Below are 11,855 nucleotides of genomic sequence, written 5' to 3'. Positions count from 1 at the left end.
GGGCGAGGCATGGGCACCGGCGGCGCACGGCAGCGGGTACCGGGGGGCGGGCGCCGCCCTAGAGTGTCAGCGTGACTGACTCCGCTCCCCTCCCCGCCAAGGTCTCCGACCTGTTCGACCCGCAGCGCTGGCGCGAGGTCCCCGGCTTCGACCTCACCGATCTCACCTATCACCGCGGCGTGGACCGGACCGGTGATCAGCCACGGGATCTGCCCGTGGTCCGGATCGCGTTCGACCGGCCGGAGGTCCGCAACGCGTTCCGCCCACACACCGTGGACGAGCTGTACCGGGCCCTCGACCACGCCCGGATGAGCCCGGACGTCGCCGCCGTGCTGCTGACCGGCAACGGCCCGAGCGGCAAGGACGGCGGCTGGGCGTTCTGCTCCGGTGGCGACCAGCGGATCCGGGGCCGGGACGGGTACCGGTACGCCGAGGGTGAGCAGGCCACGACGATCGACCCGGCCCACGCCGGGCGCCTGCACATCCTCGAGGTGCAGCGACTGATGCGCACCATGCCCAAGCCGGTGATCGCCGTCGTCCCGGGTTGGGCCGCCGGCGGCGGACACAGCCTGCACGTGGTCGCGGACCTGACGATCGCCTCGATCGAGCACGGAAGGTTCAAGCAGACCGACGCCGACGTCGCGTCGTTCGACGCCGGTTACGGCTCGGCGCTGCTCGCCCGCCAGGTGGGTGACAAGCGTGCCCGGGAGATCTTCTTCCTGGCCCGCGAGTACTCCGCCGAGCAGGCGCAGGCGTGGGGGGCGATCAACGAGGCGGTCCCGCACGCGGAGCTCGAGGAGCGGGCGCTGGAATGGGCGGCGATCATCGCCACGAAGTCGCCGCAGGCGATCCGGATGCTCAAGTTCGCGTTCAACATGGCCGACGACGGCCTGGCCGGGCAGCAGGTGTTCGCCGGCGAGGCCACCCGCTTGGCGTACATGACGGACGAGGCCGTGGAGGGCCGGGACGCGTTCCTGGAGCGCCGCCCGCCGGACTGGTCAGGCTTCCCGCACTACTTCTGAGTCGGCGTCTCAGCCGAGGAAGTACTCGGCGACGGACCGCACGACCCAGCCGGCGGCGGCCGCGAGGCCGGTGAGCACGCCGAGCACCGCGAGCAGGGACAGCGTGGCCGGCAGCAGGGAGTCGCGGACCGGGCTGGGCTGCGCCGCGCCCGCACCGAACGGGGCCGACGGCGGCGCGTGCGTGCCGAGGTCCGGCTCGGCCCGGTCGGTGGTGCCGGCCCGGACGCCGGGCTCGGTCCGGACGGCGGGCGCCGGCTCGGCGAGCCGGGAGCGCGCGGGTGCGGCGACACGGACTGCGGCGGGTGCGGGACTGATCGTGGCCATGCCTCGATCCTGCTCGCCGCGCGCGCCGCGCACATCGGTCCGTGCGGGTGATCCGGGGGCGGCTGCCTCCCCCCGGCGCCCGATGGTCTCGTCATACCGAGGTCTGATGCGTCTGGACCGACACCTTAGGTTTCTCTCATGGAGTACGCACTCGGCGCCGTCGCAGCCCTGGTCACGATCGTGCTCGTGGCGAGGTTCGCGCCGAAGCTCGGAGTGGCCGCACCGCTGATCCTGATCGTGGTGGGCACCCTGTTCAGTTTCGTACCGTTCGCGCCGTCGATCGAGGTGGACCCGGAGTGGATCCTGGTCGGGGTACTGCCACCGCTGCTGTACTCCGCGGCGGTGAACGTGCCGCTGATGGACTTCCGGCGCAACCTCAAGGCGATCACCGGGCTCTCGGTGGTGCTGGTGATCCTGAGCACCGCGGTCTCGGGGTACCTGCTCTACCTGATCTTCCCGGACCTGAACCTGGCGGCCGCCTTCGCGCTCGGCGCCGTGATCAGCCCACCGGACGCCGTAGCGGCCACGTCGATCGGTAAGCGGGTCGGCCTGCCCGGGCGGCTGGTCACCATGCTCGAGGGCGAGAGCCTGGTCAATGACGCGTCCGCGCTGGTGCTGCTGCGGTCCGCGATCGCCGCCACCGCCGCGGCGGTCTCGTTCTGGGGCGTCGTCGGTGACTTCATGTTCGCGGTCGTCGTCGCGATCGGGGTCGGGATCGTGATCGGCTTCGCGACGGTCGCGGTGCGCTCGCACCTGAACAACCCCGTCCTGACCACGTCCATCTCGTTCGCGGTGCCGTTCATCGCCTACCTGCCGGCCGAGGAGCTGGGCGCCTCCGGGGTGCTCAGCGTGGTGGTCGCCGGGCTCGTCACCGGGCACCGCAGCGCCACCAGATTCACCGCGCAGGACCGGATCAGCGAGCGCCTGAACTGGCGCACCGTCCAGTTCATCCTGGAGAACGGTGTGTTCCTGCTGATCGGCACCGAGGTGGCCACCCTTGTGGCCCAGGTCCAGGACGACGACCTCGGGGTCGGCTCGGCGGTGCTGATCGGACTGCTCATGACGGCCGTCCTGATCGTGGTCCGGTTCGCGTTCATGGTGCCGCTGATCGGCATCCTGCGCCGGGACGCGCGCCGGGCGCGGGTGCGGGGCGTCTACCTCGACCAGGCGCTCGACAGGTTGCGAGACGTCCCCGCGGACGACGACCGGACCCGGGAACGGGCGTCCCGGATCGGTCGGATGCTCGCGCGCCGGCGCGCGGACGTGGACTCCCTCACCGCGGAGGGCCTCGGCTGGCGCGGCGGCGTGGTGCTGGGGTGGGCCGGGATGCGCGGCGTGGTGACCCTCGCCGCTGCCCAGACCCTGCCCCGGGACCTGCCCTACCGGCCGCAGCTCATCCTGGTCGCGGTCACCGTCGCGATCGCGACGCTGCTGCTGCAGGGCGGCACCCTGCCCGCGCTCGTCCGCCGGCTCGGGATCACCGGCGCCAGCGCGGAGCGTGAGCGCGCCGACCTCGCCGCCCTCCTCGACGAGATCAGCAGCACGGGCCTGGCGACGGTCAGCGACACCGCTCTCGAGGGCGAGGAGGGGGTGGAGCCCGCGATCCTCGAGCGGGTCCGCTCCGAGAGCGTGCTGCGCGCGGCCGCAGTCCGCGACACCGGGGAGGACGGCGGACCGCACGACGTGTATGTGCGGTTGCGACGCCGGGTCATCGAGGCCGAGCGGGCCGCCCTGATCGAGGCTCGCTCGCTCGGGGTGCACCGGTCACGGTCCCTCGCGGACGCCGAGCACCTCCTCGATCAGGAGGAGGCCCGGCTGTTCCGCCGCGACAGCAGGCACTGACCCGGCACTGACCCGGCCAGGAGCCGGTCGCTACTGCGCGTCCCGCCAGGCGACGGCGTTGCGGACCTCGGTCAGGTCGTACTCGGGCCCGGAGACCCCGACCGTGAACAGGCGCACCCCCTCGGCCGCGTAGGCCGCGGCCCCGTCGGCGCCGGGCCACGACGTGGACCGGTCGATGACGGCGGACTCCCGGCCCACGTCGGCGCAGTGCTGGGCCAGGATCGCGTTCTTGCGCCGCAGCGTCTCCAGGTCGGAGAACGAGTGCCAGATGTTGGCGTGCTCGGCCACCAGGCGCAGCGTCTTGCGCTCTCCGCCGCCGCCGATCAGGATCGGGATCTCACGCAGCGGGGCCGGGTTCAACTGCTCGAACCGTGACCGGATCCGGGGCAGGTACTCCTTGAGGAGCGCGAGCCGGCTGCCCGGCGTTCCGAACTCGTAGCCGTAGTTGTCGTAGTCCTTCTCGTTCCAGCCGGCCCCGATGCCGAGGATCAGCCGCCCGCCGCTGATGTGGTCCACGGTGCGCGCGATGTCCGCGAGCAGGTCCGGGTTGCGGTACCCGCCGCCGGTCACGAGCGCGCCGAGCTCGACCCGTTCGGTCTGCTCCGCCCAGGCCGCCAGCAGCGACCAGCACTCGAAGTGGTGACCATCGAGGTCGCCGTTGAGCGGGTAGAAGTGGTCCCAGGTGAAGATGATGTCGACGCCGGCGTCCTCGGCGCGCAGCACCGCGTCACGGATCAGGCCGTAGTCGGGGGCGTGCTGTGGCTGGAGTTGGGCTGCGATACGCACGGGTGTTGACACGTGGGCTCCCTGTTCTCGGGTCGTGCTCGGGTCGGTGCTCGAAGGGATGGTCAGTCGATGGAGATCGAACCGTTCGAGGTCGGCAGCAGCTCGACCCAGGTGTTCCCCGGGGCCAGCTCGATGACCGTGCCGTCGGCGGTGGTCAGGGTGACGGGCGAGGCCTCGTCGGGCTTGGTCCAGGTGCCGGTGATCGTCTGACCACCGGTGGCCACCACTGCCTCACCGGATCCGACCACCACGGTCTCGGGCACGGCGGCGCCACTCGGGTCCCGGTAGGCGGTTGTGACGACATCCACGCGCAGCACCACGACGTTCACGGCGGTGAGCTGACCGGTGTCGGTGGTGGTCGCGGGGGCGCCGTCCTCGGTGCGCAGCCAGAGGGCCTGGCCGGCGTCCCAGGTCCAGCCCGGGTGTGCCTGCGGGAAGTTGACCGCGAGCGAGCCCGCCGGGGTCCCGGCCGTGGTCGCGGTCGCCTGCGCGGCGGTGCGGGCGAACGTGAACTGCGTCGGCGGGGCGGTGTCCGCGGCGTCGGCCTGGTCGAGGAACTCCTGTGGGGTCCCGTACAGGTTGTGCGGGGCGACCCGGTCCGAGGACCGGTGGAATCCGGCCTGACCGCCGTCGTCACTGAGCACCTGGAGGCCTACGTCGCGCGCCGCCTGGACGAACGGGGCGAGCCCGCCGGAGAAGACCAGCAGACCACCGTAGGGGCCCGAGATTCCGGCGTCCATCGGGCGCACCGACCGGACCGGCCCGACCTCGTCCGGGATCGTCGAGTGGTACACCGCGTTGAACCGGGTGACGCCACCCTCGACCATCTGCTCCCAGACGACATCCGCCGCCTGCAAGCCGGTCTGCGGTCGTGCGGCGTTCGAGTTCTCGATCTTGATGGACATCGCCGGTCGCGCGGCCGGCTCGCCGGCAACGCCGGTCAGCGGCCACACGATCACCGCCGCCGGCTCCGGCGGGGCGGCCTTGTCGACGACCACCTCCGGGGGGACCTCGACGGTCTCGGTGGCCCCGTCCTGGGGGTCCTGCCCGGAGCATCCTGCGACCATGAGCAACGCGGCAACGATCGCGATGGCGGTCCGGTGCCGGCGTCCGGCTCTGGTCGCGTTCAACATCGCGGCCCACTCTAGCCCCAGCCGCGGCCGCGTCCGTCTGCCTCCTAGGCTGGGGCCCGTGTCCGAGTCGCCCGAGTCCCCCGCCCCCAGCAAGCCGGGCCCCGTCCCGGACTCCGACGATCTGCCGGTGCGCCCGCCGCACGAGCTGCTGGCGGCGCTCGCCGACGCCCTCGACGGCACCGGTCCGGCGGTCGCGACCGCGCCGGCGGCTGCCGCCGCACGCGACCTGGCCCCGGCCGGCACCGCGGTCATCCTGACTACCTCGGGGTCGACGAGCGGCGTCGGCCGCCCGGTCGCGCTCGGCGCGGCCGCGTTGCGGGCCAGCGCGAGCGCCACCGAGGCGCGTCTTGCCGGTCCGGGCCAGTGGCTGCTGGCGCTGCCGACCGACCACGTGGCGGGCCTGCAGGTGCTGATCCGCTCGGTCCTGGCCGGGACCATGCCGGTCGCCATGCGACCCGGCCGGTTCACCCCGGCCGCGTTGACCGCCGCGCTGCGCGCGATGCGCAGCGACGTGCCCCGGTACCTCTCCCTGGTCCCGACCCAGCTCGTGCGGGTCCTGGCCGACGGCGGGGCATCCGTCGACCTGCTGCGCACCTGCGCCGCGGTGCTCGTGGGCGGTGCTGCCACCGCCGGGCCGGTGCTGACCGCCGCCCGGGAGGCCGGCATCCCGGTGGTGACCACCTACGGCATGACCGAGACCTGCGGCGGCTGCGTCTACGACGGCGTCCCACTCGACGGCGTGGACGTACACCTGGACGCGGATGCCCGGATCCACCTCGCCGGGCCGGTGCTTGCCAACGGGTACCTCGACGACGGCCCCGATCCGTTCGTCACGATCGACGGCCGCCGGTGGTTGCGCACCGGGGACGCGGGCGCCCTCGACGACGCCACGCTGACCGTGCTCGGCCGCGTGGACGACGTCCTCGTCACCGGTGGCGTCAACGTGCACCCGGCTGCGGTGGAACGGGCCGTCGCCGCGTTGGACGCGGTCGCGGAAGTGGCCGTAGTGGGCGTCCCGGACGTTGAGTGGGGCGAGTCGGTCACAGCCGTCGTGGTCCCCCGGCCCGGGGCCGCCCCGCCCGACCTGACCGCCGTCCGGGCTGCCGTCGGCGGCGGCCCGGGGGCGCCGCGTGCCCTGCTCGTGCGCGAGTCCCTGCCGTTGCGCGGGCCGGGCAAGGTGGACCGGCTGACCCTGGCGGCGAGCGCCGCGGCGGACCTCGCGGCGGGCCTCGGCGAACGGCACGGCGAACGGCACGGCAGCACGGACCGAGCTGACCCCGCGCAGCCCTGACCTCGCGGCCCGATATCCTCGCTTGCGCGCCCCGTCCGGGGCCGGTCCCACGTGAACGGAGTCCGCATGCCCTCGGTGAGTGACTGGCTCGAGGGTGCGCGGCTGCGCACCCTCCCGGCGGCGGTCGCACCGGTCCTCGCCGGCACCGGGGCGGCCGCGTTCGTGGGCTCGGTTTCCGCCGTGCGCGCCCTGCTCGCGGCCGGGGTGGCGCTGGCCCTGCAGGTGGGTGTGAACTTCGCCAACGACTATTCGGACGGCATCCGCGGCACCGACGACGTCCGCGTCGGGCCACAGCGGCTGACGGCGTCCGGCGCGGTCCCGCCGAAGCGCGTCAAGGCCGCCGCGTTCGCCGCGTTCGGGGTCTCCGGCCTGTTCGGGCTGGCCCTGTGCGCCGTGTCCGGTCTCTGGTGGCTGCTCGTCGTCGGGGTGGTCTGCGTGGTGGCTGCCTGGTTCTACACGGGCGGACGCTCCCCGTACGGGTACCGGGGCCTCGGCGAGGTGGCCGTGTTCGTGTTCTTCGGGCTGGTCGCCACTCTGGGCACCACGTATTCGCAGGCGCTTCGGATCACCGGCCCGGCCGTGCTCGGCGCCATCGGGATCGGCCTGCTCGCCTGCGCTCTTCTGATGGCCAACAACATTCGCGACATTCCCACCGACGCCGGCGTCGGCAAGCTCACCCTGGCCGTCCGGCTCGGCGAGCGGCGAGCCCGGGTCGCCTACGTGGCGATGCTCGTGACCGCGCTGCTCGCGGGGCTCGCGGTGACCGCGTGGACCCCGTGGGCGCTACTTCTCCTGCTGCTGGCTCCCGTGGCGGTGGTCCTCGCGCGCCGGGTCCTCGGCGGTGCGACCGGGCGTGACCTGATCGTCGTGCTCAAGAACACCGGCCTCCTTGAGCTCGCGTTCGGGTTGGTCCTCGGCGGCGCCCTCCTGCTCGGCGCCGGCTGACGGAGTCCGCTCGGCGCCGGCCGACGGCGTCCGCTCGGCGCCGGCCGAGCGCGCCCGCTCCGCGAGGTCCGCACCTGCGATCGAGTCCGCCTCGGCGTCCTCGTCCGCCGCCTCCTCGGCCAGGGCCTTGGAGAACCGGTCCCCGTCAGCCCGCCGGGCCGCCATGGACTCGGCCGCGCGCCGACGCGGCACCTCGAGGAGCACGTAGGACAGGCCCGCCCCCAGCAGCACCGCGCCGAGCACGAGGAGCCAGCTGCGCAGTCCGAGCAGGTACAGCACGGCACCGGCGCCGACCACCAGCACGATCCGGAGCACGCTGTAGATGAGGAGAGCCATGGACTCAGCGTAGGCTCTGGGAATGAGGTTCCTGCTCGTCCTGGCCATCATCGGTCTCATGACCTACGCCATCCTCGATGTCGCACGTACCGAGGACCCCCGGCGACGCCTCGGGCTGCCTGCGTGGCTGTGGGTGGCCGTGATCATCGTCACCCTCGGGGTCGGCGCCCTCATCTGGCTCATCGCGTCCCGGCTCCCGATCGCGACGGGCGGTTCCGCGGACGGCGGAGCCGATGACTACCCGGCCCCACGGCCCTCGCGACGCCCGAGCCGCCCGGTCGCGCCCGACGACGACCCCGAGTTCCTGGCCGGACTGAACCGCCCGACCCCGCCCGAGGTCACGAAGTCGCCCGAACCTCCGGTGCCGCCGGCACTGCCGACGAGTGGACCGGGTGCCTCGGCGGACAGCTCCGACGACGGCGACGAGGGCACCGACCGGCCCGATGGACGCCGCACCGGACCGAAGCCCGGGGACACCGAGGACCGCGCGTAGTATCTCCCGCCGTCACACAGACCTCCCCGCCCGAAGAACCGGAGAGACTACTTCTTCAGGCGCGAGGTACTGCCTCACGGGCGGTCCCGGTGAGCGTGAGGTGACGCAGCGACCGGGTCAGACAGGTCACACGCCGGCGTAGGAGTGCTTGCCGCTGAAGAAGATGTTGACGATGTAGAAGTTCGCGAGCACCGCCATGAACCCGACGAGCGCGAAGTAGGCGAACTTCTCGGCCGCCCAGCCCGTCGTGACCCGCGCGTGCAGGTACGCCGCGTAGATCACCCAGATCACGAACGTCCAGGTCTCCTTCGGGTCCCAGCCCCACGGGCGGCCCCAGGCGTGCTCCGCCCAGATCGCTCCGGCCACGAGCGTGAACGTCCAGGCCACGAACCCGACGGCGTTGAGCCGGTAGGCGAGGCGCTCCATGTTGGCCGAGGCCGGCAGCGCGCCGACGATCCTGGAGCCGAACGTCGCGCCGGGCTCCGTGGCCGTCTCGGCGACCGCGGTCGCCGTCGCCGACGTGCCGCCGCCAGCGGCAGCGCGCGAGGTGACAGACGTGCCGCCGCCGGTAGCGGCCGAGGTGACCTCCGCCGTCGACCCGGCCGCCGCCATGGCGGCGGAGCCGGCCGACGCGCGCTCGCTGCGCGCCTTGACCAACTGGGCTATCGAGATGATCGCTGCCAGACCGGACAGGCCGGTGGCGAGCGTCGCCACGGACACGTGGATCACCAGCCAGTAGCTGCGCAGGGCGGGCTGGACCCCGTCCGCCTCGACGTAGAGCACGCTGACCGCGAGCATCAGCGCCAGGAACGCGAGCATCGCCACCGCGACGCCGAGGTAGCGCATGTCCCGTCGGGTCTGCAGGCCGAGGAAGATGGCGACGACGAAGAACGTGAACATCAGGGTGAACTCGTACATGTTCGCCCATGGCACCCGCCCGGCGGCGAGGCCGCGCACCACGATCCCCACGAACTGCAGCCCGGCACCGAGCCACATCGTCGACAGGCCGATCCCTGCGGCGCGGCGCCTGCGATCCTTGGGTGCACCGACGCCGAGCGCGCTGACATCCACCGCGAACGCGATCATCGCGACCACGTAGGACGCCATCGCCCCATAGATCAGCAGCGTGCTGATGTCACCGAGATCGCTGTTCACCGGTCCTCCTTCGACGTTGCGGCCTGATCGGAGTCCAGGACCGCCAGGACCCGGTCCAGCTCACGCTGGAGTCCGGGATCGTCGCCGCGGGCCAACGCCGCCGCGGAGACCACTGTATCCCCGTCGGCACCGGCCACCAGGCGCACCCAGATCCGGCGCCGCGGCAGGAACAGCGAGGCCACCAGTCCGGCGAACGCGAGTCCCGCGAACACCCCCATCCATATGATCGACGGGTCGTAGCGCACGTCGAACGCGGCGAACCGGGGCAGATCCTCGAAGGTGATGGTGCCGAGACCGTCCGGCAGCTCCACGGACTCCCCCGGCCGCAGCACCACCTGGACCGGAGCCTCGGTCCCGTCCTCGCCGGTGGTCAGCACCTGCTCCATGTTCGTGGTGTCCAGCAGATAGAGGTTCTGTGGCACGCCGTTGTCCAGGCCGAGGTCCCCGACCCACACGTTGAGCACCACAGCCGGGTCCAGGGGCTGGGGGTAGGCGGACCCGATCAGGTTGCCCTCCTCGTCCGCGGTGGCCGTGGGCAGCAGCACCCCGTTGAAGCCGAGCTGGCGTTCACCGCCGTTCGCGTCCGGCACCATCACCACCCCGTTGGAGGTGTAGTTCGGGTCCGCGGTGGGCAGGAACGGGACGGCACCGGAGAACGCCACCTCGCCGCTGCCGTCGGTCACCGTGAACCGTGGCGCGAAGCCGTTCCCGGTGAGGTAGATGCGGGTGTCGTTGGTCTCCAGTGGGTGGTTGACCCGCACGTCCGCGGTGCGGGTGCTGCCGTCGGTCTCGGTGAGGGTCACCCCGGCCACGAAGTCCCGGGCCTGGGAGTCGACGGTGAACTCGGACTCGAACGAGTCCAGGCGGACCCGGAACGGCTCCTGGGCGTCGGCGCCGTACCAGCTGCCGGTGTCGAAGGAGTCGAAGTCGAGCGGGGAGTTCACGAACGTGTCCCCCTGCACCACGACGACCTGGCCGCGGTAGTGCACCAGCTGGCCCCACGCCGTCACCACGAGCAGGCCGACCAGGGCGAGGTGGAAGACCAGGTTGCCCGTCTCACGGCCGAAGCCGCGCTCCGCGGAGATGGTCAGCGCCGTCCTCGTCTCGCCGTCGGCGGTCCGGCCCCGCTCGCTCGCGAGCCGGCGTCGGTACCGGCGCCCGAGGGCTGCGTCCAGGCTCCTCCGGACCTGCTCCGGCGTGCCGGCGGCCCGCGCCTGGCCGCGCACGTCGAACCGGGTGAACCGGCTCGGCACCCGGGAGGGCTCGGCGCGCAGGTTCTTCAGGTGCACCCAGGTGCGCGGCAGGATGCAGCCGATCAGGGAGACGAACAGCAGCAGGTAGACGGCGGAGAACCACGGCGAGGCGTAGACGTCGAACAGGTGCAGCGAGTCCAGCAGGTCCGCCGTGTCCGGGTGGTCCAGGAAGTACTGCTGCACCGCGTTCGGGTCGGACGTGCGCTGCGGGAAGAAGGCGCCCGGCAGAGCCACGACCGCGAGCAGCAACAGCAGCAGCAGGGCCACCCGCATGCTGGTCAGCTGCCGCCACGTCCACCGCAACCACCCCCGCACGCCGAGCCCGGCGTCGCCGCGAGGCGCGCCGCCCGAGGGTGACCGAGGCCCGGAGGGGCCCGCTCCGCCTGCGCCGCCGGCCCGCTTCGGGGCGGGTTCGATCCCGTCGGCGGCGTCGTCGGTCGTCGCCAGCCCTTCCGGTTCGTACCTTGTCGCCACTCAGATCACCGTCACGAATCCGTCGATGAAGCCCTGCAGCCAGTTCGCGAGCCAGGACCAGACGCCGGTGATCAGGGCCAGGCCGAGCAGCACCAGGAGGCCCCCGCCGAGGCGCATGATCAGGAGCCGGTGCCGCCGCAGGAAGTTCATCATGCGGTCCGAGGACTTCAGCCCGAGGGCGACGAGCACGAACGGCAGGCCGAGACCGAGGCAGTAGGCGATCACGAGCATCATCGCCCGGCCCAGGTCGCCGCCCGGGACCGCGAGCGCCTGCACGGCGGCGAGGGTGGGGCCGATGCACGGAGCCCAGCCGAAGCCGAACACGATGCCGAGCAGGGGTGCGCCCCACACCCCGGCCTTCGGGCTCATGTGGAAGCGGCGCTCGCGCTGCAGGAACGGCACCGCCCCGAGGAACGCCAGCCCCATCAGCAGCACCAGGACGCCGAGCACCCGGGTGATCACGTCCTGCCACCGGAACAGGTACATGCCAACCGAGGTCAGCGCCAGGGTCATCACCGCGAACACCAGGGTGAAGCCGGCGACGAACCCGAGGATACCGAGCACCAGCCGAGCCCTCGATCCGGTCGAGGCCGTCGACCCGCCGCGCCCGGAACCACCCGCATCCGCACCGACCATGCCGCCCACGAAACCGAGATAGCCGGGCACCAGCGGCAACACGCACGGGGACGCGAACGAGACGAACCCGGCCAGCAGGGCGATCGGGACCGCCGCCACCATCGACCCGGAGAACACGGTCTCGGCGAACGTGCGGCTGAGCTGCTCGAGCCAGGTCATGGCAGC

At 72.6% G+C, this 11,855-nt stretch carries 11 protein-coding genes and 1 pseudogene; 5 read left to right on the top strand and 7 right to left on the bottom strand.

Annotation, left to right across the window (positions count from 1 at the left end):
- Positions 1-71 precede the first annotated feature (71 nt).
- Positions 72-1,022 carry a 1,4-dihydroxy-2-naphthoyl-CoA synthase gene (locus tag GKS42_RS05005; RefSeq protein ID WP_154792852.1) on the top strand — a complete coding sequence of 317 codons (951 nt, stop codon included), beginning with the start codon at positions 72-74 and terminating at the stop codon, positions 1,020-1,022.
- A gap of 9 nt (positions 1,023-1,031) precedes the next feature.
- On the opposite strand, the gene GKS42_RS05000 is transcribed toward GKS42_RS05005, so the two are convergent.
- Positions 1,032-1,346, bottom strand: coding sequence for a hypothetical protein (locus GKS42_RS05000; RefSeq protein WP_154792851.1), 315 nt, complete (start codon positions 1,344-1,346; stop codon positions 1,032-1,034).
- Between the two features lie 138 nt (positions 1,347-1,484).
- Between GKS42_RS05000 and GKS42_RS04995 the strand changes: the two genes are divergently transcribed.
- Positions 1,485-3,188 (top strand): cation:proton antiporter, encoded by a 1,704-nt coding sequence (locus tag GKS42_RS04995; protein WP_154792850.1) that lies wholly within the window; start codon positions 1,485-1,487, stop codon positions 3,186-3,188.
- A gap of 30 nt (positions 3,189-3,218) precedes the next feature.
- Here GKS42_RS04995 and GKS42_RS04990 read toward each other — a convergent pair whose 3' ends face one another.
- Both GKS42_RS04990 and GKS42_RS04985 read right to left on the bottom strand, forming a co-directional pair.
- Positions 3,219-3,986 carry an LLM class F420-dependent oxidoreductase gene (locus tag GKS42_RS04990; protein ID WP_154792849.1) on the bottom strand — a complete coding sequence of 256 codons (768 nt, stop codon included), beginning with the start codon at positions 3,984-3,986 and terminating at the stop codon, positions 3,219-3,221.
- Positions 3,987-4,036: 50 nt separating this feature from the next.
- Entirely contained in the window at positions 4,037-5,107 is a 1,071-nt protein-coding gene (locus GKS42_RS04985; RefSeq protein ID WP_168217761.1) for a DUF3048 domain-containing protein, read from the bottom strand.
- Between the two features lie 58 nt (positions 5,108-5,165).
- Here GKS42_RS04985 and GKS42_RS04980 point away from each other — a divergent pair, with 58 nt between their 5' ends.
- Together GKS42_RS04980 and GKS42_RS04975 are read left to right on the top strand one after the other, a co-directional pair.
- The gene (locus tag GKS42_RS04980) at positions 5,166-6,398 is read left to right on the top strand and encodes an AMP-binding protein (RefSeq protein ID WP_232847935.1); all 1,233 of its coding nucleotides are present in this window, start codon (positions 5,166-5,168) and stop codon (positions 6,396-6,398) included.
- Between the two features lie 66 nt (positions 6,399-6,464).
- The gene (locus GKS42_RS04975) at positions 6,465-7,343 is read left to right on the top strand and encodes a 1,4-dihydroxy-2-naphthoate polyprenyltransferase (protein ID WP_154792848.1); all 879 of its coding nucleotides are present in this window, start codon (positions 6,465-6,467) and stop codon (positions 7,341-7,343) included.
- A gap of 159 nt (positions 7,344-7,502) precedes the next feature.
- On the opposite strand, the pseudogene GKS42_RS26385 reads toward GKS42_RS04975, so the two are convergent.
- Positions 7,503-7,679: pseudogene (locus GKS42_RS26385) on the bottom strand (DUF4229 domain-containing protein); the annotation flags it as partial.
- A gap of 22 nt (positions 7,680-7,701) precedes the next feature.
- Between GKS42_RS26385 and GKS42_RS04965 the strand changes: the two are divergent.
- Complete coding sequence (locus tag GKS42_RS04965; RefSeq protein ID WP_154792846.1) at positions 7,702-8,172, top strand: PLD nuclease N-terminal domain-containing protein; 471 nt, start codon at positions 7,702-7,704, stop codon at positions 8,170-8,172.
- A 126-nt stretch (positions 8,173-8,298) separates the two neighbouring features.
- Here GKS42_RS04965 and ccsB read toward each other — a convergent pair whose 3' ends face one another.
- Genes ccsB through GKS42_RS04950 form a run of 3 tightly spaced genes read right to left on the bottom strand, consistent with a single transcriptional unit; the run spans position 8,299 to position 11,849 of the window.
- The gene (ccsB, locus tag GKS42_RS04960) at positions 8,299-9,327 is read right to left on the bottom strand and encodes a c-type cytochrome biogenesis protein CcsB (protein WP_154792845.1); all 1,029 of its coding nucleotides are present in this window, start codon (positions 9,325-9,327) and stop codon (positions 8,299-8,301) included.
- The gene (resB, locus tag GKS42_RS04955) at positions 9,324-11,054 is read right to left on the bottom strand and encodes a cytochrome c biogenesis protein ResB (protein WP_232847934.1); all 1,731 of its coding nucleotides are present in this window, start codon (positions 11,052-11,054) and stop codon (positions 9,324-9,326) included. Before resB ends, ccsB begins: the two co-directional genes overlap by 4 nt.
- Positions 11,055-11,849: a cytochrome c biogenesis CcdA family protein gene (locus tag GKS42_RS04950; protein ID WP_154792844.1), complete on the bottom strand. Its 795-nt coding sequence runs from the start codon at positions 11,847-11,849 to the stop codon at positions 11,055-11,057.
- Between the last annotated feature and the right edge of the window lie 6 nt (positions 11,850-11,855).

Source organism: Occultella kanbiaonis, assembly GCF_009708215.1.
Lineage (GTDB): Bacteria > Actinomycetota > Actinomycetes > Actinomycetales > Beutenbergiaceae > Occultella > Occultella kanbiaonis.
This window is presented reverse-complemented; position numbering and strand designations above follow the sequence as displayed.